Genomic DNA, 21,830 nt, shown 5'->3' with positions numbered 1-21,830 from the left:
CATGGAAAAATTTTTAGTAGATATTATGCTCGGTAAACTTGCTCGCTGGCTTCGTATTTTAGGTTATGATGCAATTTATGCCAACATAAAAGAAATTCATATCCTTTTTTATTATTTAGAAAATGGTTATATCTTTTTGACACGTCGAGGTCAATGGAAAAATTGCCGACATCTAAAAGGAAAAGCAGTTTATTTTGTACAATCAGATAAATGGCCAGAACAATTAAAAGAGATTGTAAACAAATATAATTTAAAACCTTATTATTTATTTTCCCGATGTATTGTTTGCAATACTCCACTTGTTAAAAAGGAAAAAAATGAATTATTATTAACTATTCCTGAATATGTTGCTCATAGCTTTTCTCAATTTAAATTCTGTCCCAAATGTAAACGCATTTATTGGCCTGGCACTCATCAAAAAAGAATGAGAGAAAAATTAAAAGAAATATTTGGTGAAAATTGGATATTATTGTAATCCATAAAATTTTAATTTTTTATGAAGATAACTCCTTTCAAGCCCAATAGCTTGGGCTGTGAGTGTTATATTACCTTTAAACTCTTGAAGTTTTTTGCGCAAAAATTCACGTTCAAAAAGTGCTTTTGCCTCTTTAAAATTGTTTAAAGAGAAAAGATCCAGATTATTTTTTCGTTGAATTATACTTTCTGGAATATCCTTTGCTGTAATAACAGCACCTGGTGTCATAATCACTAACCGTTCAATAATATTTCTTAATTCTCTTACATTGCCTGGCCAATCATATTGTTTAAGTAATTCTAAAGCCTCTGGCTCAATTTCCTTTAAACCTAAATGACTTTCAGTCGCAAATTCTTTTAAAAATTCTTCAACTAACAAAGGAATATCTTCTTTTCTCTCACGCAGTGGTGGAATTTCTATTGGTACAACATTAAGACGATAATAAAGGTCTGCTCTAAAATTTCCTGCGTTGATTTCTTCTTCCAATTTTTTATTTGTTGCTGCTACAATACGCACATCCACTTCTATAGTCTTTGTACCTCCTACACGCTCAAACCTCTGCTCTTCAATCACCCTCAACACCTTTGCCTGTGTCTTCAAACTCATATCACCAATTTCGTCTAAAAAAAGGGTGCCACCATGAGCTAAATCAAATTTACCTTTTTTTCGAGTATGAGCGCCAGTAAAAGCACCTTTTTCATGACCAAATAATTCGCTTTCTATTAATTCTTCTGGTATAGCTGCACAATTTACTGGCACAAATGGCCCATGAGCACGACGACTATAATAATGGATAGCCCGTGCTACCAACTCTTTACCTGTACCATTTTCTCCTCTAATAAGTACTGACGCATTAGTTGGTGCTACTTTTTTGATCAATTCCTTTACTTTTTTAATTGCTTCACTTTCGCCAATAAGTTCACATTTTAATGCTTTTCCTTTTAAAGCAATATTTTCCTCTCGCAGAGAAGACATCTTTAAAGCATTCATTACTGGTGGAATAGTATTTTCCCATGATAGAGGTTTTTCAATAAAATCGTAAGCACCAAGCTTCATCGCCTTAACTGCTATTTCTACATTACCATGGCCAGAAATCATAATTACTGGAAGATAAGGATAGTCTTTTTTTAGACGACGTAAAACTTCAAGCCCATCTATATCTGGTAACCAGATATCTAACAGAACAATATCTGGAATCTCTTCTTCTACTTTTTTAAACGCTTCAGCAGCATTAAAAGCGGTAATGACTTCATAACCTTCATCAGAAAGGATCCCTGTCAATGCCTCACAAATACTTTTCTCGTCATCTACAACAAGTACAAGATAAGCCATCTTGATTTTTATATTATCATCTCCTTACTGGAAGTTCAATGACAAATACAGTACCTTTAGGCTCATTATCTCTTACACGGATAAAACCATGATGATCAGAAATAATAGTATGTACAATCGTCAAACCAAGCCCTGTTCCTGTCTTTTTTGTTGAAAAATAGGGTTCAAATAAACGATTTTTTAACTCTGAAGGGATGCCCTCGCCTGTATCTTTTATCTCTATTTTAACCATTTTAAGTCCAGCATCATAAAATGTAACAATATCTATCTGACCTCGATCTTTAATAGAGGCAACAGCATTATCAAGCAAATTGAGCAATGCCCTTTTCATCTGTTCTCGATCAAAAAGAAAAACAGGCAATTTATTAATTTTTTCAAATTTAAAAACAATGTGAGGATGAGCAGTGCGATAGACACTTATTGCTTCTTCAATCACCTCTGTAAGGTCATTTAAAGTAGGTGTAACTTCTGGTAATCTAGCAAAATTAGAAAACTCATTTACCATTCTTTTTATTTCTTCTACTTGTTTTACAATCATTCTTGTACATTCATTAAATATACTTTCTTCACCCAATCTTTCAGCATAACGACGACGTAATCTTTGGGCAGAAAGCTGAATAGGAGTAAGTGGATTTTTAATCTCATGCGCAATACGTCTAGCTACCTCTCTCCAAGCAGCCATTCGCTGCATCTTTTCCAATTGAGTAATATCATCAAATACAAAAACTATACCTAAAGGTCTGCCTTCCTTATCCCGTAATAGAGTAGCACTTATTAATAAAGTAAGAACTTGATCTTTTATTTTTAGTCTTATTTGTTTCTCTATTCTTTCTTTCTCTCTATTGATTATTGCTTCAATTATCTCACCTAATTCAGGAAATCTTACTGTTAATTCTTCAAAATTTTTCCCTATTATTTTATCTGTTTTTATGCCTAAAATGGCTTCTGCTGCCAAATTTACTGTAGTAATGCGACCTGAAGCATCTGTTGAAATAACACCAGTCTTTATATTTTTTAGTATAGTTTCAGTGTATTTATGACGTCTTTCTATTTCCAAATAAGCAGCTTTTAAATCATCCATCATTGTATTAAAAGAGCTGACTAGCATCCCTATTTCATCCTTAGCTTTTGTTTCAACGCGTACATCTAAATTTCCTTGAGCTACTTTTTGTGTAGCTGCTACTAATGCCTGTATTGGAGTAGTTATTGCTTTGGCTAAATGAAAACCTACCCAAGTTGCAATAAAGAATAATAATAAAGTAACAATGGAAAATATGGTAAGAAGACTAATCTTTAAAGGAGCAACCACTAAAGCTAATTGTTTATAATCACCAAGACTTTTTCTTACTGTTTCAAGCTTATTTACCAATGATAGAGGGAGACATTTACCTATAACCAACGTTCCAATCTGTCGATTTTCAAGAAAAAGAGGAATAATTCCATAAACAAGCTCACCTTGAGGTAAGGATTTAATTAAAGTAAGAGGTTTATTTTCCTTTAACATTTGTTCTATTTCAGTTTTAAAATCAAAATTTCCTTGAAGGGGATTTCGTAATAATATGAAAATAGATTTTTGTTCACTATCATAAAGTTGAAAAAGATTTAAATCATACTCTTCTAGTTTTTTTCTGATTTCTTCTGTATCAAAATCAAAGTTTCCTTCTTTTAGAATTTCTTTTTCTAGAAATTTGGCATAATTTAAAATGTTTTCTGTTGTTTGTTGATAGTAGAAATGACCTACTTCAAGAGCCTTTGTAATAGCTTGTTCAATTCTTTTATCAAACCAATAATTAAAAGCAGAAAATACAAATTTAACAGCAATACCAAAGATAATAATGGTAGGTAAAAGAGAAAAACTGACAAAAATCAATACAAGTTTTGTCCTAATTTTACTACCAATAATGCCCCTTTTTCGTTCAGCAATTAACTTTACAAGATTTCTAAATACAAGAAAGACTAATAATAGAAGAAGAATGATGTTGATATTAACTAATATAAAAAAAAGGATACTACTAGAACTAACTTCAAAATCTAAACTAAAAAGCCTTCCTTCAATATAGATCAAAAATCCAATTAATGGGATCAGAAAAAGGATAAGAATTCCTTCTCTTTTACGCTTTTTTAATTCTTTTATATTCATCTAATAAACAAAATTTACTTTATACCAATCTGTTTCAAAATTCCACATAGAAGTAAAAAAGAAAATATAATGGAGATAAAGGGGCAATTTTACTTTTTTTAATTTTGCTTTAAGGCTTAATTTATATTTATGTCCTTTTTTAAGGGAAGACAAAGGAGCCACTGCTGTTTCAACTTCAGCCATTAATTTTTTTGCCCAAATAAAATCTCTAGAAGTAATTTCTCCCAATTTTTCCGAACGTTCTATTATAAAAACACCTTTTAGTTGATCATATTTAATGGTATGATAAATCTTAAAATCAACAATTTTTTTATCTGGCCAAAATGTTTTTCTTTCTTCTAATACAATATCAAAGGTAAAGGTTATAGGAATACCATTTAAGATAGCTTCTTCCATTTTACGAGTAAAACAGCCTTCAACAGTAAAATAAACTAACAATTCTTTATGAGAGGTAGTAACAATAATATCTTTAAGAATTGCATTACTAGCAAAACTTATATTGTATGTGGCAAGAATTAACAATAACCATTGCCAAAACTTAGAGAACATAAAAAATTTTACCCCATTATTCTTCACAAAACCACAGCATTTATTTATTGTCAAGGAGGGAAGAAAATGGCGTCCCCAAGGGGATTTGAACCCCTGTTGCCGGCGTGAAAGGCCGGTGTCCTGGACCTGGCTAGACGATGGGGACATGGTGGGCCGTGCAGGACTCGAACCTGCGACTCTCGGCTTAAAAGGCCGATACTCTACCAACTGAGTTAACGGCCCACATTCAAAAATTAACATTTTTACTATTCAATGTCAAGATGACCAATAAGGTATTTACGTAAAACATTTTTTGATAAAGATTGAGCAGTTTCTATTTTTATATTCATTTCTTTTTTTATTCTTACTTTAACATCTTTCCCTTCTGGAGCATCGCTATAAGTTGCTGCTAATAATTTAGCAATTAATTCTCCTTCTTCATCTCCTCCATTTGGCAATAAAACTACTGGACCTGGATAACCAGTAACTTGAATAATTGTATCTTTAGGGAGACTTAAAGAAATAATAGTTTTATTCTCTTTTTGATTACGTCCTACAATAGCCTTTGTTTTAGAATTTAAACGAAAATGCCTACCAATTTTTAACAATTCCAAATCCCTGCGGGAAATATTTTCTTGATATTCAAACAAATCTTTTAATCTTTTTGAAAAATTTTTATCTGTTAAAAGACAACCACCTGCTGGTGAAGGATAGTCCTTAAGACCAAATTCATTTGCAAGTCTTATTTGTTCTTTCCTAGAACGTCCTTTTATACCAAAAAATTTATCCCGATCTACCCAACCCATTATTTCAGGAATAGTTAAAGGCAAAACCTTTGCACTTAATGGTCTAATTATATAATCACTACAGGGACAATTTTTACTAATTATTAAAAGGGCTTGTTTTGTTTGTGTTAATGGACGTTGTCCTAATACTTCACCAGTGACAATAAAATCATAGCTTTCTTTTTCTTTTATTTCACATGCCTTTTTGCACATAAAAAGGTGACAATCAAGACATGGATTTAAGCCTTGACCATAACCAAATTTAGGAACCTTAATAATTTTAAGCATTTCATCAGTAATATCTATGATTCGTAAAGGTAAATCTATCCTTCTTGCACTTTTTATAGCTCGTTCTGCTGTGAAAAAAGGTGTCTCAAAATATACACCTTCTACAAAAATATCCTGTTTTCGCAAGATTAAAACAGAAAGCATACTATCCAATCCACCAGAAAATAAAGCTAATGCTTTCATCTTTTTTTAATATAGATTAAAAGGCCAGTAATGATAAGTAATACAGATAATCCTTGAGTAAATGAAAATCCAGTAAAAAGGAGAGGACGATAGTCACCTCTGAAAAACTCAACAATGATTCTATGGATACTATGAAGGATAAGATAAAGAGCAAAGATTTGACCATAAGGTTTATCTGGGTTAAAAAGATGAATATTAAATTGGCGATGTTTTTGCCAAATTAAGATAATTGTAATTAAAAAACAAGAAAAACTATGATAAAGTTGAGTAGGATGAAGAGGAATATTAAGAGGGGCTAAAGAATTTGGATCCTTAAAAACAACAGCCCAAGGCACGTGGGCCAGTTTTCCATATCAGCAACCAGCAAAAAAACAGCCAATTCGCCCAAATGCCTCTCCTAAAGCTAATCCTGGTGCAAATATATCAACTAATTGCCAAAAATCTAATTTTTTACGCTTAACATAAATTATCATAGTTAAAAGTCCTCCCACTATCCCTCCTATAAAAACCAATCCCCCCTTCCAAAGTGCAAATATTGTCAAAGGTTTTTTTAAAAAAGAAGGAAATTCATAAATAACATATAATAGTCTTGCCCCTATAATCCCAGAAATAACCATCCAAAAAACTAAATCAGAAATAAGATTAGAGGAAAGACTTTCTTTTTTTGCTTCTTTTAAAATCAAAGTAAAAGCAGCTAAAAAACCAATTGCCACAAAAATACCATAAGTATAAATAGTAATTGGTCCTAAACGAAAAAAAATTGGATGCATTATTAATCCCTCTCACGATAAAAACAAAGAAAAAGCAAAAATACACCTATAGAAATGACACTATCAGCTATATTAAAAGCTGGCCAATGGTATTTTCCGATATGAAAATCAATAAAGTCAATTACATTGCCATAAAATAATCTGTCTATAAGATTACCTAAAGCGCCTCCAATAATAAGACTACAGGCAACTGTCTTAAGAAAAAAAATTTTTGAAGTAAAGTGATAATAGGAAAGGGCTATTACAGCTATTAAGCTAGATATAATAAAAAAAACTTGAACAAGGTCTCCCTTTCCAGAAAAAAGACCAAAAGCCATACCTGTATTGCGAATATGTACTAGATTTAAAAATGAATTAATTTTTATTATTTCTTTGTAAGGTTGAATATTATTTATAACAAGCCATTTTGTTATTTGGTCAAGGCATAATGTAGCACCAATTATAATAAAAAACATTTTAATATTCATTTTTTAATCTTTTCATTACTTGTATGCATCTTTCACATAATTCAGGATATGTTTTATCTTTACCAACACTTTCCTTCCTTTGCCAGCAGCGTTCACACTTTGAATAATTGCAAGCTTTCACCATAATATTTAATCCAGGCATTTCTTCGCTTTTAAAGGTAACTGTTTCTAATTCATTTACTAATTTCACCTGTGAAACTATGAAAATAGTAGGTAATTCTTCCAAATATTTTTCCATTAAAGCTTTTAAGTTATTTGGAACAACTATTGAAACCTCTGCATCTAAAGAATGACCTATTAATTTTTCTTTTCTAGCTATTTCTAAAGCCTTTAAAACCTCATTTCTTACAGAAAGCAATTTTTCCCATCTTTCAATCAATGCTTCATCTTGATATTCCTGTCTTACTTCAGGAAATGTGGTTAAAAATACACTTTCTTTGCGATTTCTTATAGATGGTAAATGCTGCCAAATTTCTTCAGCAGTAAAACTTAAAACCGGTGCCATCAAACGCACAATAACTTCAAGGATTTCCCAGAGAGTACTTTGAGCTGAACGTCTTTCTAAAGAATCTGGAAAAGAACAATAAAGCCTATCTTTTAAAACATCTAAATAAAAAGCACTCAAATCATTGACACAAAAACTATGCAAACTATGATAAATTATGTGAAATTGATAATTTTCATAAGCACGTCGCAATCTTTCAATAAGCCATTGTAAACGATGTAATATCCATTTGTCTAATTCAAGTCTTTGTTGATATGGTATAAAATTTTTTTCTGGAGAAAAGTCATAAAGATTTCCTAATAAAAAGCGAGCAGTGTTACGAATACGTCGATAGGCCTCAGCCAATTGTTTTAAAATATCTTGTGAAAGACGAATATCATCTTGATAATCAGAAGCAGCTACCCACATGCGTAAAATCTCAGCACCATATTGATTAATGATTTCTTCTGGATAAATAACATTTCCCAAAGATTTAGACATCTTTCTTCCTTCTCCATCTACGACAAAACCATGAGTTAAAACTGCTTTATAAGGAGGTGCATTACGTGTACCAACAGAAGTAAGAAGGGAAGATTGAAACCAACCACGATGTTGATCACTACCTTCAAGATATAAATCTGCTGGCCAGCGCTGTTCTGGCCAATAATGATGCTCATCTAATACAGCCACATGACTTATGCCTGAATCAAACCAAACATCTAAGATATCTATTTCTTTTTTAAATTCTTCATAACCACAGATAGGACATTTAGTTTCAGATGGCAATAAATCCTTTTCTTCATACTTAAACCAGGCATCTGCCCCTTCTTTTTCAAATATTTTAGCAATATGTTCAATAACTTTTTCGTCTTTTAATATCTCTCCACAATTTTTACAATAAAAAACAGTAATAGGCACTCCCCAAACTCTTTGTCTAGAAATACACCAATCAGGTCTTACCTCTACCATAGAACGAATACGATTTTTTCCCCATTTTGGAATCCATTTCACCTTATCAATGGCAGAAAGTGCCTTTTCCCGTAATTGATTTTTTTCTACAGAGATAAACCATTGCTCAGTAGCTCGAAAGATTACAGGCTTTTTACAGCGCCAACAATGTGGATAACTGTGAATTAATTCATCTTCATAAACTAGTGCCCCAATTTCTTTTAATTTTTTATTAATAAGAGGATTGGCATCAAACACGAATTGACCAGCAAAAAACGGTACATCTTTTGTAAAACAACCTTTTTCATCTACTGGAGCATAAATCTCAAGACCATATTTTAAACCACTTTCATAGTCTTCTTGACCATGACCAGGAGCAATATGTACGCAACCTGTACCTGTGTCTAAAGTAACGTAATCTGCTAGAATTAAAATAGAATGTCTATTTAAAAAAGGATGTTTTGCCTCTTTTTTTTCTAATTCTAAAGGAGAGAGTCTTGTTAAAATTTTATAATCTTTTATTCCAAACTCTTCAAAACATAAAGGAACAAGCCTTTCAGCTAAGATCATAACTTCTCCATTCACTTCCACTGCTGCATAATCTGCTTGAGGATTTAAAGCAATAGCTAAGTTTGCCAGCAATGTCCAGGGAGTAGTTGTCCAAATAAGAATTGAAATAGGTTTTCCTTTTAATTCTGGATAAATTCTACTTATATCAGAAACAAGTGGAAACTTAACAAATATAGAAGGACTCTTTTCATCATAATATTCTACTTCTGCTTCAGCAAGGGCTGTTTGACAATGTGCACACCAATAAACAGGCTTTTTGCTCCTGTAAACATTTCCACTTTTTAAAAATTTACCAAATTCTCTCACAATTGTTGCTTGATATTTAAAATCCATAGTAATATAAGGTTTTCCCCACTCACCAAACACACCAAGCCGTTTAAACTCCTCACGTTGAATATTGATATATTTTTCTGCATATGCACGACAACGTTTTCTGATTTCTAAAGGAGTCATATCTTTCTTTTTTTCTCCAAGTTCTTGATCAACTTTATGTTCAATAGGTAAACCATGACAATCCCAACCTGGAATAAAAGGACAATCAAAACCAAGCATCTGTCTAGACTTAACAATAAAATCCTTTAATACTTTATTTAAAGCTGTACCCATATGAATATGACCATTTGCATAAGGAGGGCCATCATGCAAGATAAAAAGAGGTCTATTTTTTGAAGCCTTCCTTATCATTTGATAAATATTTATTTTTTCCCATTTTTTTAAAAATTCAGGTTCTCTTTGTTTAAGATTAGCCTTCATTGGAAAGGAAGTTTTAGGTAAATTAAGTGTTGCCTTATAATCAATTTTCTCCATTTTTAAACCTCTATCTGAATTAGCTGCCCAAAAATAACACAGCGCTTTTAATTGTCAAGAAACATTCATTGGACTTTTAAAATAAAATACATCAAACTTTTTACTAATTCTGTCATCATATCTAAATTTAATGTTTCAAGTTTATCATATTTAGTATGGTAATTTGGATTTCGATAAAAGGCAGTGTCAGTAAGCATAATTGCCTTATAACCTTTATCCCAAAAATTGGCATGATCGCTTAGACGAACAGGATAGAGAATGTAGCCATTACCTGGTACAGTTAATGATTCTACAGGTAACGCAGGATTTAGTTTAAAAGCAGAAACAATTTTTTCTACAAGTTCTTTAGAACGCCTATTTCCAATTACAGCAATAAAGTTTCCAATCCTTGGATAGCCAAAAAATTGTAATGGAAAAGGAAACTTTTGGCTTTTTTCTTTATTAGTAAAATAGCCAACCATTTCCAAACAAATTACTCCATCTATTTTCTCTTTATTAGCCTTTGCCCTTTCTGCATAAACATAACTTCCCATATAATGTGTACCAAAAAGAGGTGGTTCTTCAGCAGTAAAGGCAATAAATTTAACAGGCACTTCTTTTAAATCAATCTCTCTTATAAGCCTGGCAAGCTCTAATATAACAGCAATACCACTAGCATTATCATCTGCACCAGGCGAGCCTGCTACACTATCATAATGTGCACAAATTATGTAATTTTTTATTAAGCATCTTGGCATAGCAATTATGTTTGTTAGTATCTTTCCCATAAAATCATATTGTTGAGTCTCAACTTGATAATCCAATTCCTTAAAGCAGGAAATAATATAATTGGCTGTTTCTTTTAATTTGGAATATTTATAAATGCTTCTTTCTCCAATCTCTTCAGCTAATTTATATAAATGATGCCAAAGTGATTGTTTAATTTTTTTAATATCTAATTCCATTTAATTCTTTATCATCCCTGTTTTTTTTGTCTCATATCCCCCCATTTTTTCTACTTCTTGTTTAAAGGACTTTGAATTAATTATTTCTAATAGAGTTTGAATCTTTTTTAAATGAAAAAATTTTTCTGGAATGACTAAATCATATTCCTCAATGGCAATTGGAATAAAATCTAAATCTAATGCCTTTGCTGCTGCATATATACCCAATCCTACATCTGCTCGACCACTTAAAACATCTACTGCTACAGCCATATGGGTAAATTCTTCATGTTCATAGCCTTTAATCTGATTAGGATTAATACCCAATTGAGCCAGTTTATAATCTAATAAAATGCGTGTGCCTGCTCCTTTCTGCCTATTGACAAATACAATGTCAGATCGAGTAAGGTCTTCAATCCCCTTTATACCTTTAGGATTACCCTTTTTGACAATAAGCCCTTGATGACGAATAACTAAGTTTATTACTTTTACTGGTATATCTTTTAAGTAACGATCAATATAAGTTAAATTATAAATACCTGTTTCTGGGTCAAAAAGATGAGAAGTGGCAAGATGAGCCTTGTCTTTTTTTAAAGCTATCAATCCACCAAGACTACCCACATTGCTAGAAGATATGTTTAAAAAAGGATTTTTCTTTTTTAATTCTGTAGCTAAAAGGTCTATAGTCAAATCATGACTTCCAATAATAACAATAGTGTTTAAAATTTCTTCCTCTGGCACAAGCAGTTCTGCTTCTATCTCTTTATCTTCATTAATACCTTCAGCTTGGGCAGGGATTTGAATAATGCCATGAGCTTTTGTAAGGGTAGTAATTGAGCCTGCCATACGAGGTAAAGGAGTAGCTATAATTTTATCATTAACTTTTCCTATTTTTACACGCAAAAATTCCTCTATCCCTAATTTTGAAGGTACAGATTTACTTAAAAATACCTTTATTTGGGGTCTTTTTTCATAAAAAAAACCCTGCATAATAGAAAGTAAAGGTAAAACAAATTTTTCAAAAGAAATTATTGAAGAGACAGAATAACCAGGATTCCCAATAACAGGTTTTTCATTTATTTTAGCCAAAATAGTAGGTTTTCCTGGCATCATTGCTACACCATGCACTAATACCTCACCCAGTTCTTCTAGCACTGTAGCTGTAAAATCCTTACTACCTGCTGATGAGCCTGCCAAAATAACAATTATATGAGCTTTAGAATCAACTGATTTCTTTATTGCTTCTTTTAGCATTTCATAATCATCTGGCACTATTGGCCATATTTCACACAAAGCCCCAACACTTTCTAGTAATGCCTTAAGCATCCAAGAATTTGATTCTATTACCTCTCCTTTTTTGATTCCCCTATTCATTACAACTTCAATAGGGACAATCTCATTGCCAGTTGGAATGATAATCACTTTTGGTTTCTCTTTAACAGAAACTTCAAAAATACCTGCTTCTAAAAGGGCACCAATATCATAAGGAGTAATACGATGAAAGGGAGGTAAAATAAGCTCAGTAGCTACAATATCTTCTCCTACTTTTCTTACATTTTGCCAGGGATAAACTGCCTTTTTTATTTCTATCTCTTCACCATCCTCAACAATATCCTCTATCATAATGACAGCATTTGTCCCTTCTGGTAAAGGATAACCTGTGTTTATTGGAAATGCTTCTTTATTTATTAAAAGTCTTTTTGGATGTTCTAAAGTAGCACCAAAAGTCATAGAAGCATTTACAGCATAACCATCCATGGCAGCACAATGAAAATTAGGAGAAGAAAATCTGGCAAAAATAGGCTCTGCTGTTACCCTTCCCAATGCTTCTTTTGTCGGAATAATTTCTTTTTTTAGATAGTTATCAAAATTAAAGGCAGAAAAAAATAGATTTTGTGCTTCTTTTAAAGGTTTCATTTTAAGATAAATGTGGCGTTTCAAAACAAAATCACCTCCACTTCCTCTCCCTTATCCAAACCTTCTGCATTTAAATCAATCTTTATTAATCCATCTGCTTTTATCAAAGTGTTAATAAGACCTGATTTTCCTAATATTGGTTTGGCAAAATAAATACCATTTTTTTTAAATACTCTTACCCTTATGTAATCTTCCCTACCCTGTGCTGAGGCTATATTTACTTCCATTTTTGCTTTTATTGTCTTAAATTCTTTTAAAATTATCTCTGTCTCACCACTTATCCATTGAAGAAATTTTTTTACTAAAACCATAAAAACAATAATAGCTGAAGTTATCTGACCAGGTAATCCCCATATAGCCTTTTGCTTTACTCTTGCAAATATTGTAGGTTTACCAGGACTAATAGCCACCCCATGACATAAAATTTCATTATCAGGAAAAGAGGAAATTACTTCTAAAGTAAAATCTCTTATCCCAATAGAACTTCCTCCTGAAAGCAATACTACATCTGCACTTTCAATAGCTTTTTTACAAATTTTTTTTAAAAGATTTAAATCATCTTTTACTAAACCCATTGGTAAAGGTATCCCTCCACTTTCTTTTACTAAAGCAGAAAGTGTATATGTATTTACATCTCGCACTTCTCCCAATTTAGGTTTTTTTGTTATAGGTACTACTTCATCCCCTGTTGAAATGATAGCTACAGTAGGCTTTTTATAAACTGGAACATAGTTTAGACCAAATGCTGCAAACACTCCAATATCTTGAGGTCTTAATCTATGACCTTTTTTTAATATCAATTCTCCTTTTTTAAAGTCTTCATCTGCTAATATAATATTTTCAAGAGGAGCAACAGGCTTTAAGACTTCTATTGTCTCCTCATCAATAATTTGAGTATATTCTAACATTAAAACAGCATCTGCCCCTTCTGGTAACATACCTCCTGTATATATTTTTACTGCCTCTCCTCTATTTAATTTATATTCAGGTATCTCACCCATCTTTACTTCACCAATCACTTTTAACCAAATAGGAGCACTCTCTGAAGCACCAAATGTATCTTTAGCTTTCACTGCATATCCATCCATTGTTGCCCTTTTAAAACCTGGCAAATCTTCAGAGGCTGATGTATCTTCAGCTAATACACGACCCAATGCCTCTTCTAAAAAGACAGTTTCTTTTTCCATTTGAGGAAATAAAGAATATAACTTGAATAATTCTTGAGGCGATTTGGTAATTAAAAAATCTTTTTTCATTCCTTTTTAAACTGTATCTTATAAAGCTTTGCATAAAATCCATTTTTGGCTAAAAGCTCTTTATGCTTTCCTTCTTCAACAATATGACCATTATTGACTACAGCAATCTTATCTGCATTGACAATGGTGGAAAGACGATGAGCAATGATTAAAGCAGTGCGGTCTGTTAATAGATTTTCTAAAGCTTTTTGCACCATTGCTTCAGATTCTGTATCTAGAAAAGAAGTAGCTTCATCTAAAATTAAAATTGGGGCATTTTTTAAAATTGCTCTAGCAATGCAAATCCGCTGTTGCTCTCCACCTGAAAGCCTAATACCTTTTTCTCCTATGATAGTATCAAATCCCTGAGGAAGTTTTTTAATGAAATCATAAGCATATGCTGCTTTAGCAGCAGCTATGATTTCTTCATCTGTAGCATCAGGACGTCCATAACGAATATTATTTTTAACTGTATCATTAAAGAGAATAGTATCTTGACTGACAATAGCAATTTGAGACCTTAAAGAACGTAAATTTACTGCTTTAATATCATGACCATCAATGATAATCCTTCCTTTATCTGTATCAAAAAATCTAGGTAATAGATTGACAATTGTTGTCTTGCCTGCCCCACTTGGCCCTACTAAAGCTACTTTTTCGCCTTTTTTAATAACAAGATTGAGGTTTTTTAATACCCATTCTTCTTCTCCAGGATACTTAAACCAAACTTGTTTATATATAATTGAATCTTTAAAACGAGGTAATTCTATTCCTGCATCATCCTTTTTTTCCTTTTCCGTATCAAGGACTTCAAAAACTCTAATAGCAGCTGCTACTCCTTGTTGAACTGTATTATAAACATTGCTTAATCCCTTTATTGGTCGATAAAGCATCATCACACCAGCAATAAAGGAAAAGAAATTTCCAGGAGTAGAAACCCCTTTAATTACCTGATAGCCACCATAACCTATAACTGTAGCAATCCCAATACTTCCCAAAAATTCCATAAGAGGTGAACTTATAGCCTGCATACTTATAGCCCGCATATACCAACGAAAGAGTTTATTATTAATTTTTTGAAATCGTTTTTTTTCATAATCTTCCATACCAAATGCCTTAACAATCCTTGCTCCTGAAAATGTTTCATTTAAAAGAGAAGAAAGTTCTCCCATTTCCTCTTGAGAAGAAGTGCTGATTTTCCTTATCTTTCTTCCAATCCGCAAAACAGGCATAATAGCTAAGGGAAATACAATCATAGTAATAGTAGCAAGTATAAAATCTCGATAAAATACTACACCAATAAGACCAATAATAGTAAAAGTATCGCAAAAAAGTCGTGTTACTGCCCCAGAAACTGCTCCTTGAATTAAAGTAACATCATTTAGAATACGACTCATAAGTGAACCAGTATGATGATGTTGGAAATAAGAGAGTGGCAATTCAAGTATATGGGTATAAAGTTTTTCCCTTAAATTACAAACAACTCTTTGCCCAACATAATTCATAAGATAAGTCTGTAAATACCAAAAAATACCTTTAATGGCATAGAGCAAAACAATTAAAGGAGGAAGAAAAGTAAGCATTTTTAAATTTTTTTCAAAAAAAATTTTATCAAGTACTGGTTTAACTAAATAGGCAGTAGCTGCAGTTGCTCCTGCCACTATTAACATACAAAACATAGCTATTAAGAGATAGAACCAATAAGGTTTGACCCATTTTAAAAGTCGAGAATAAACCTGAATCATGTTATTAAAAACCTTTTTATCCTTTTTGCTACTCGTTCAGCAACACCAGGTGTACCTAAGCAAGCACGTAATTTTTTCAATTCTTCTTTCATTTTTTTTATTTTTTCTGGATGAGCTAAATAATCAAGAACCATTTTTGCTATTAATTCTGGTTTTGCCTGATATTGAACAAATTCTGGGACTATCTTCTTGCCTGCCACCCAATTTACAAGTCCAATATATGGAATTTTTACAAGCCTTTTACCTAAAATATAACTTATAGATGAAAGTCGGTAAACAATTACAAAAGGTTTTAAAAGAATGGCAGTTTCTAGTGTGGCTGTACCAGAGGCAACAATAAGAAAACAACAACGCCTTCTTAATTTATAATTTTCATCTTTTACTAAATCGATGGGAACATTTAATTTCTCATTCTTAATAATATTATACAAATAATCTTTTTTTAAAGTTGGAGCTATTGGTAAAATAAATTTAAATTCTGGTCGCTTCTTATAAATTAAACAAGCAGCAGCAAGCATAATTGGCAAAATATATCTTATTTCACTTGGTCTACTTCCTGGCAAAATACCAATTATTTTTTCATCTTTAACTTCTGAAAGAGGCATGATATCAAGCAAGGGATGACCAACAAAAACTGCCCTTACTCCAAATGGGCGATAAAATGCTTCTTCAAATGGCAAAATAACAGCCATTTCTTTTACTAAAGAGGCAATCTTTTTAGCTCGATTTTTACGCCATGCCCAAATTTGAGGACTAATGTAATAAAACACTGGAATATTTAATTTTTTTGCATATGAAGCCAAACGCAAGTTAAAGTCTGGATAATCAATAGGAACAAAAATTTTAAATGAATGGCTTAAAAAATCTTTTTTTGCCCTTTGCCATGCAAGATAGATATGTTTTAGATGATAAAATACTTCTGTCATACCAACTACTGTAAGTTTTTCTGCCTCATAAACAGGATAAAGACCTACTGAACGCATACATGGCCCACCTATTCCTCGAATCTCTATATCAGGCAATTCTTTTTTTAATGCCTCAATCAAACGCGCCCCATACAAATCACCAGATGCTTCTCCTGCTACCATAAAAATGCAATTTCCCATTATTTTAACCTTTTTTGAATATGCTGATTAATATCTAGGGCTAAGGCAAGTGCCCTACGACCATCCTGAGCAGAAACTACAGGTGGTTTATTATCTTTAATGGCTTTAATAAAGCTAATTATTTCTTCCTTTAATTGATCACCTTCAAAATGTAAACATTTATAAGAAAATGGTAAAAAACCTTGTTGTCGTCTAACAATAACTAATTCTTTTTTAATATAATCAAGGGAAAAATATGCATCTTTTTGAAAAAATCTAATTTTACGCATATCCTTTCCAGAAATACGACTGGCTGTTAAATTGGCTACACAGCCATTTTCAAACTCTAAACGCACATTAGCAATATCTATTTTTTCAGACACTACTGGTACTCCAACTGCTCTAATTTCTACAACATTTGCATTTACAGCAGTTAAAACAATATCCAAATCATGAATCATTAAATCCAAAATAACATCTACATCTATTCCTCTTTCTAAAGAAAAACCTAAACGATGAGATTCAATAAATAAAGGGTTTTTTAAATATTTAAAAAGGGCAATTACAGCAGGATTAAATCTTTCCAAATGTCCGATTTGAAAAACCACTCCTTTTTTTTGGGCAAGGGCAATAAGATCATCTGCCTGTTTAAGTGTTTCTGTCATTGGTTTTTCAAGAAGCACATGCTTTCCTTTATTTAAACAAATGCTTGCTACTTCATAATGAGATTTTGTTGGTACTACTACACTTACTGCCTCTATTTCTTTTAAAAGAGATTCAAGGGAATCAAAAGCAATACATTGAAAACGATTAGCTACTTCCTTTGCCCTCTCCTTTTTTATATCCATTACACCAACTAATTTTACATCTGGCAATTGAGCATATTTTTCTGCATGAAATTGCCCTAAATAACCTACACCAATAACACCTACTTTTAGCATTTATAGTTCTCTTAAACTAACAATACTAATCCCTGATTTATTAGCTGTTGAAATCATCTCTTCTTTATCAAAAATTAAAGTCTTTTCTGCCTCTATAGCAAGCACCTTTGCCTTTACTGATGCCATTGTCTCTATAGTTTTCTTTCCAACAGCTGGCACATCAAACCGTAAATCTTGATGAGGCTTACTTACCTTAACTACTACTGCCCCTTCTTTAGCCAATTTTCCTCCCCTTTTTATAGTCTCATCAGTCCCTTCAACAGCTTCAACTGCTACTACTACTTGCCTTTTTACAACCACACATTGACCAATATCCAATTCACCAATAGCTTTTGCCATTTTCCAACCAAACTCAATATCCTTTTTTTCTTCTTTTGTTGGTTTTTTCTTTGTTAAACAACCTTCTTTTGCTAATAAAGAGGGAACAAACAATGTGGATGGACATACAACAAAACCTTCTTTCTCCAACTCTTCAGCTACTGCCCTTAATGCAGCATCATCATGCTTATGTCTTAAACGAGCTAAAAGACTCAATGCCTTTAAATCAGGAAAAATTTCTGTAAAAAGCCGCCTTTTACTAATCCCTCCTGCCAATACCAATTTTTTTATTCCTGCTTTTTTAAAAATCTTTATCAATTTTCCCAATTGACCTACCTTAATCCACTCTATCTGCTCTACATAATCCTTTAAAATAGGCTCTGTCTCACCAATATGAGCAACAGCTATTACTTTATAACCATTTTCCTTGGCTGATTTAGCAAATAAAATAGGAAATTGACCATTACCTGCAATTAAACCTATTTTTTCTCCCACCGTCTTGGAACTCCTCTTTTAGAATTTTCAATAAATTTGACAAAATGAGCAACTTCAGGAAGAGAAAAAATATTATCTTCTTTAATTCTTTTAATAGCTTCTTTAAGGGTAATTGGAGCATGAATTAAGATTTTATATGCCTTTTTAAGGGCATTAATCACTTCCAACTTAAATCCATGACGTTTTAAACCTATAACATTTAAACCATATAATTTTACTCGATTTCCTGAAGCCATAACATAAGGAGGAATATCTTTTACAGTAGCTGATGCACCACCTATAATAGAATAAGCACCTATTTTTACAAATTGATGAACAGCAACAATACCTCCTACAATAGCATAATCCTCTATTTCAACATGACCACCAAGAGTAGCTACATTGGCTAAAATTACATGATTACCAATCTTACAATCATGGGCTATATGTACATAAGCCATAATTAAATTATAATTGCCAACAGAGGTTATTCCTCCACCAGCAACTGTCCCTCGATTAATAGTAACATATTCTCTAATGATATTGTAATCCCCAATCTCTACCCAGCTTTCTTCACCCTTATATTTTAAGTCCTGAGGTGGAGCACCAATTGAGGAAAATGAATATATTTGACAATATTTTCCGATTCTTGTATGGGAATGGATTACTACATGAGAACCTAAAACCGTACCTTCACCAACAATTACCTTTGGCCCAATAATACAATATGGCCCAATAGTTACATTATCAGCAATCTCTGCTGATTTATCAATGATGGCAGTAGAATGAATCTTTTTCATTTTATTCAGCTAAAATAGCAGTCAATTCCCCTTCAGCTACAACTTGACCATCTACCAAAGCCTTTCCACGCATCTTACATACCTTTGAACCCTGCCTTAACATCTCTAACTCTAAGATTAGCTGATCACCAGGTACTACAGGACGGCGAAACCTTACTTTGTCCAAAGCAGCAAAATAAATCAACTTACCCTTTGCCTCTGGGGCAGATTGATAGGCTAAGACACCACCTACTTGAGCCATTGCCTCTATTACTAAAACACCAGGCATGATTGGAGATTGAGGAAAATGACCTTGGAAAAATGGTTCATTAAATGTAACATTCTTTAAACCAACAATCCTTTTACCTGGCTCTATCTCTAATATACGGTCAACTAATAAAAAAGGATATCTATGGGGTAAATATTTTTGAATCTCCATAACATCAAGAGTTCTCTTCTTCATCTTTCACCCCAACCTTATTTTTTAAAACATCCAATTCTTTCTCTATTTTCTTTAATTTGGCCGCAACTTCTGGCAACTTAGGCAAAATTGACATAGTTTTAAGATATGTCCGATATGGCATAGCTGGCACACCAGAAGCCACAACCACACCAGGTGGAACAGACCTAGGCACTCCACTTTTTGCACCTATTGTCACCCCATTACCAATCTCTATATGACCAACAATACCAACTTGACCAGCAAGTGTTACTTTATTGCCTACTTTTGTACTACCTGCAATACCTACCTGAGCTACAATAATGCTATCTTCACCAATTTGCACATTATGAGCAATCTGAACAAGATTATCAATCTTTGTCCCCCTTTTAATTACTGTCTCTCCTATAGCCGCCCTATCAATTGTAGTATTAGCACCAATTTCCACATCATCTTCAATTTTAACCTTTCCTAACTGAGGAATCTTTACATATCTTCCTTTATCATCAGGAGCAAACCCAAAACCATCACTACCAATCACTGCTCCACTATGAATAATCACATGGTTGCCAATCTCACAAGCGGCCATAATAACTACATTAGGATAAATAATAGTTTTTTTTCCAATTTTTACATCTGGCCCAATATAAACACCTGAAAAAATTATTGTTTCATCACCAATTTCTACCCCACTTTCAATACAAACAAAGGGATAAACAGTTACATCCTTTCCCAAATATACATCTTCTGCAATAAATGCTTGATGACTTATACCTTTAAATCCATATGGCCATTTATAAAACAACTGTGCGATTAAGGCATAGGCTAAATAAGGATTTTTTGTTCTAATTAATGCTATAGGTGCTTTTTTTACATCCAAAGATACAATAGCAGCACTAGCCTTTGTCGTTACCAAGTATTTTTTATATTTAGGATTAGCAACAAAAGTAATATCTCCTTCCTTTGCTTCTTCAATTGGAGCTAAACCACTAATTTCTAAATCACCATCCCCGATAAGTTCTGCTTGAAGGAAATCAGCAATTTCTTTCAACTTCATTATTTTTCCCCTTTCTGTCTTGCTTTCCATTTTTTGTTATAAAGCTTAATAACTTTATCAGTAATATCTACCTCTTTTTCATAACAGATAATTCCAGCTGTATTCTTTTCAAGAACAATTACATATCCTTCTTTTTTCCTAATCTCTTCAGCTGTCTCCTTTAAATCATTTAAAATAGGTTTTACTGCTTCAAGCTCAGCTATATTCATCTCTTCTTTATAATCCTCATATAAATCTCTAAAATCTCTTAATTTTCTTTCATATTCCCTTTCCTTATCCCTTTTTGCCTCAAGACTTAGCATCAAGCTTTGTTTTTCTAATTCTTTTTTTAATTCTTCTAACTCTTTTTGTTTTGCCTCAAGCTCTCTCCTCATAGCCTCAAATTTTTTAGCCAATTTTGCTTTAGCCGCTTTTCCTGCCTCACAAAGATTTAATGCCTTTTGCAGATCCACAATAGCTATTTTAAAAGAAGCCGCATTCAAATTGAAACTTAAAAATACAAATGAAATCACAAAAAACAAAGCCTTTCTCATTGTTTTCCTCCTTACAAAAATTTAACCTTTTCTATATACACAATCAAAGTCTTTGACAAGGCTTGCCAAAAAAGTGACAAATTTTGTCAATTTAGTCCATTTGCTTTCTCAAAAATCCACTAAAAATCTAAAATAAAAAATGGCACAAAACTTGCTTATTTAAAAAATGGACAAACAAGATGAAAAAGACGAGATGAAAAACAAAAGAAAGGAGGTGATAAGAAAATAAAATAAATAAAAATAAAAAAATTAAAGGAGGTGTTAAGATGTTTAGAAAATGGCATGAATTAAGAAAGAAAAACAAAGGTTTTACGCTCATTGAATTGATGATTGTTGTGGCAATCATTGCTATTCTGGCAGCAATTGCTATACCGCAGTATAGGAAGTTTCAGTATAAAGCAAAAACTTCCGAGGCAAAGGCAAATATAGATGCAATAAAAACAGCAGAAGAATCGTATGCTGCTGAAACAGATAATTATTTACTTTGCGCGGCCAGACCTACTACTGCTCCCGGAGCTTCTAAGCAAGCTTGGGGAAGTACTCAAACAGCATTTGACTCAATTGGTTTCCACCCAGCAGGTTCTGTTTACTATCAATACGCAGTTAG

General features: G+C 32.6%; 19 protein-coding genes, 2 tRNA genes and 1 pseudogene. 2 read left to right on the top strand and 20 right to left on the bottom strand.

Going from position 1 to position 21,830, the window contains the following annotated elements:
* Position 1 precedes the first annotated feature (1 nt).
* Positions 2-475, top strand: coding sequence for a Mut7-C RNAse domain-containing protein (locus LWW95_06315; protein MDL1956646.1), 474 nt, complete (start codon positions 2-4; stop codon positions 473-475).
* Here LWW95_06315 and LWW95_06310 read toward each other — a convergent pair.
* From LWW95_06310 to LWW95_06215, 20 genes and pseudogenes are all read right to left on the bottom strand, one after another.
* Entirely contained in the window at positions 467-1,807 is a 1,341-nt protein-coding gene (locus tag LWW95_06310; protein MDL1956645.1) for a sigma-54 dependent transcriptional regulator, read from the bottom strand. The genes LWW95_06315 and LWW95_06310 overlap by 9 nt on opposite strands.
* Positions 1,808-1,823: 16 nt before the next feature.
* Entirely contained in the window at positions 1,824-3,947 is a 2,124-nt protein-coding gene (locus LWW95_06305; GenBank protein ID MDL1956644.1) for an ATP-binding protein, read from the bottom strand.
* A complete protein-coding gene (locus tag LWW95_06300) occupies positions 3,948-4,496 on the bottom strand; it encodes a DUF4390 domain-containing protein (protein MDL1956643.1) in 549 nt (182 codons plus the stop codon). It abuts the gene before it with no gap.
* 67 nt (positions 4,497-4,563) lie between these two features.
* A tRNA-Glu gene (locus tag LWW95_06295) sits at positions 4,564-4,641 on the bottom strand.
* A gap of 1 nt (position 4,642) precedes the next feature.
* Positions 4,643-4,718: transfer RNA gene (locus LWW95_06290), tRNA-Lys, on the bottom strand.
* Between the two features lie 23 nt (positions 4,719-4,741).
* Complete coding sequence (locus LWW95_06285) at positions 4,742-5,731, bottom strand: tRNA 4-thiouridine(8) synthase ThiI (protein MDL1956642.1); 990 nt, start codon at positions 5,729-5,731, stop codon at positions 4,742-4,744.
* Positions 5,728-6,501, bottom strand: a pseudogene (lgt, locus tag LWW95_06280) (prolipoprotein diacylglyceryl transferase). The gene LWW95_06285 and the pseudogene lgt overlap by 4 nt, the downstream one beginning before the upstream one ends.
* Positions 6,502-6,503: 2 nt before the next feature.
* Positions 6,504-6,956: a signal peptidase II gene (gene lspA / locus LWW95_06275; protein MDL1956641.1), complete on the bottom strand. Its 453-nt coding sequence runs from the start codon at positions 6,954-6,956 to the stop codon at positions 6,504-6,506.
* Position 6,957: 1 nt separating this feature from the next.
* On the bottom strand, positions 6,958-9,768 hold the full coding sequence (gene ileS / locus LWW95_06270; GenBank protein MDL1956640.1) for an isoleucine--tRNA ligase: 2,811 nt from the start codon (positions 9,766-9,768) through the stop codon (positions 6,958-6,960).
* Positions 9,769-9,842: 74 nt separating this feature from the next.
* Entirely contained in the window at positions 9,843-10,721 is an 879-nt protein-coding gene (locus LWW95_06265) for a M20/M25/M40 family metallo-hydrolase (protein ID MDL1956639.1), read from the bottom strand.
* Positions 10,722-12,617, bottom strand: a complete 1,896-nt coding sequence (locus LWW95_06260) for a molybdopterin biosynthesis protein (GenBank protein ID MDL1956638.1) — start codon at positions 12,615-12,617, stop codon at positions 10,722-10,724. It abuts the gene before it with no gap.
* A 20-nt stretch (positions 12,618-12,637) separates the two neighbouring features.
* The gene (locus tag LWW95_06255; protein ID MDL1956637.1) at positions 12,638-13,873 is read right to left on the bottom strand and encodes a molybdopterin molybdotransferase MoeA; all 1,236 of its coding nucleotides are present in this window, start codon (positions 13,871-13,873) and stop codon (positions 12,638-12,640) included.
* Entirely contained in the window at positions 13,870-15,597 is a 1,728-nt protein-coding gene (gene msbA / locus LWW95_06250; protein MDL1956636.1) for a lipid A export permease/ATP-binding protein MsbA, read from the bottom strand. The genes LWW95_06255 and msbA overlap by 4 nt, the downstream gene beginning before the upstream one ends.
* The gene (gene lpxB / locus LWW95_06245) at positions 15,594-16,703 is read right to left on the bottom strand and encodes a lipid-A-disaccharide synthase (protein ID MDL1956635.1); all 1,110 of its coding nucleotides are present in this window, start codon (positions 16,701-16,703) and stop codon (positions 15,594-15,596) included. The genes msbA and lpxB overlap by 4 nt, the downstream gene beginning before the upstream one ends.
* Positions 16,703-17,623 (bottom strand): Gfo/Idh/MocA family oxidoreductase, encoded by a 921-nt coding sequence (locus LWW95_06240; GenBank protein ID MDL1956634.1) that lies wholly within the window; start codon positions 17,621-17,623, stop codon positions 16,703-16,705. Before LWW95_06240 ends, lpxB begins: the two co-directional genes overlap by 1 nt.
* Positions 17,624-18,436, bottom strand: a complete 813-nt coding sequence (gene lpxI / locus LWW95_06235; GenBank protein MDL1956633.1) for a UDP-2,3-diacylglucosamine diphosphatase LpxI — start codon at positions 18,434-18,436, stop codon at positions 17,624-17,626.
* The gene (gene lpxA, locus LWW95_06230; GenBank protein ID MDL1956632.1) at positions 18,421-19,215 is read right to left on the bottom strand and encodes an acyl-ACP--UDP-N-acetylglucosamine O-acyltransferase; all 795 of its coding nucleotides are present in this window, start codon (positions 19,213-19,215) and stop codon (positions 18,421-18,423) included. Before lpxA ends, lpxI begins: the two co-directional genes overlap by 16 nt.
* 1 nt (position 19,216) lies before the next feature.
* Positions 19,217-19,657: a 3-hydroxyacyl-ACP dehydratase FabZ gene (fabZ, locus tag LWW95_06225; GenBank protein ID MDL1956631.1), complete on the bottom strand. Its 441-nt coding sequence runs from the start codon at positions 19,655-19,657 to the stop codon at positions 19,217-19,219.
* On the bottom strand, positions 19,638-20,690 hold the full coding sequence (gene lpxD / locus LWW95_06220; GenBank protein MDL1956630.1) for a UDP-3-O-(3-hydroxymyristoyl)glucosamine N-acyltransferase: 1,053 nt from the start codon (positions 20,688-20,690) through the stop codon (positions 19,638-19,640). The genes fabZ and lpxD overlap by 20 nt, the downstream gene beginning before the upstream one ends.
* On the bottom strand, positions 20,690-21,223 hold the full coding sequence (locus tag LWW95_06215) for an OmpH family outer membrane protein (protein ID MDL1956629.1): 534 nt from the start codon (positions 21,221-21,223) through the stop codon (positions 20,690-20,692). Before LWW95_06215 ends, lpxD begins: the two co-directional genes overlap by 1 nt.
* A 266-nt stretch (positions 21,224-21,489) precedes the next feature.
* Here LWW95_06215 and LWW95_06210 point away from each other — a divergent pair.
* Positions 21,490-21,830: prepilin-type N-terminal cleavage/methylation domain-containing protein (locus LWW95_06210; GenBank protein MDL1956628.1), on the top strand; the 341-nt coding region annotated here is incomplete at its 3' end.

The sequence above is a fragment of the Candidatus Desulfofervidus auxilii genome (genome assembly GCA_030262725.1).
In the GTDB taxonomy this organism is placed as follows: domain Bacteria; phylum Desulfobacterota; class Desulfofervidia; order Desulfofervidales; family Desulfofervidaceae; genus JAJSZS01.
Note: the sequence above shows the minus strand (reverse complement) of the source record. Positions and strands in the feature narration are given on the sequence as shown.

Bases quoted from the DNA above. Each gene is read 5' to 3' on its own strand.
- msbA (MDL1956636.1), bottom strand. From the start codon at position 15,597: ATGATTCAGGTTTATTCTCGACTTTTAAAATGGGTCAAACCTTATTGG.
- LWW95_06315 (MDL1956646.1), top strand. From the start codon at position 2: ATGGAAAAATTTTTAGTAGATATTATGCTCGGTAAACTTGCTCGCTGG.
- LWW95_06240 (MDL1956634.1), bottom strand. From the start codon at position 17,623: ATGCTAAAAGTAGGTGTTATTGGTGTAGGTTATTTAGGGCAATTTCAT.
- LWW95_06265 (MDL1956639.1), bottom strand. From the start codon at position 10,721: ATGGAATTAGATATTAAAAAAATTAAACAATCACTTTGGCATCATTTA.
- LWW95_06305 (MDL1956644.1), bottom strand. From the start codon at position 3,947: ATGAATATAAAAGAATTAAAAAAGCGTAAAAGAGAAGGAATTCTTATC.
- LWW95_06300 (MDL1956643.1), bottom strand. From the start codon at position 4,496: ATGTTCTCTAAGTTTTGGCAATGGTTATTGTTAATTCTTGCCACATAC.
- LWW95_06260 (MDL1956638.1), bottom strand. From the start codon at position 12,617: ATGAAACCTTTAAAAGAAGCACAAAATCTATTTTTTTCTGCCTTTAAT.
- lpxB (MDL1956635.1), bottom strand. From the start codon at position 16,703: ATGGGAAATTGCATTTTTATGGTAGCAGGAGAAGCATCTGGTGATTTG.
- lspA (MDL1956641.1), bottom strand. From the start codon at position 6,956: ATGTTTTTTATTATAATTGGTGCTACATTATGCCTTGACCAAATAACA.
- LWW95_06255 (MDL1956637.1), bottom strand. From the start codon at position 13,873: ATGAAAAAAGATTTTTTAATTACCAAATCGCCTCAAGAATTATTCAAG.
- LWW95_06285 (MDL1956642.1), bottom strand. From the start codon at position 5,731: ATGAAAGCATTAGCTTTATTTTCTGGTGGATTGGATAGTATGCTTTCT.
- fabZ (MDL1956631.1), bottom strand. From the start codon at position 19,657: ATGAAGAAGAGAACTCTTGATGTTATGGAGATTCAAAAATATTTACCC.
- lpxA (MDL1956632.1), bottom strand. From the start codon at position 19,215: ATGAAAAAGATTCATTCTACTGCCATCATTGATAAATCAGCAGAGATT.
- LWW95_06215 (MDL1956629.1), bottom strand. From the start codon at position 21,223: ATGAGAAAGGCTTTGTTTTTTGTGATTTCATTTGTATTTTTAAGTTTC.
- lpxD (MDL1956630.1), bottom strand. From the start codon at position 20,690: ATGAAGTTGAAAGAAATTGCTGATTTCCTTCAAGCAGAACTTATCGGG.
- LWW95_06310 (MDL1956645.1), bottom strand. From the start codon at position 1,807: ATGGCTTATCTTGTACTTGTTGTAGATGACGAGAAAAGTATTTGTGAG.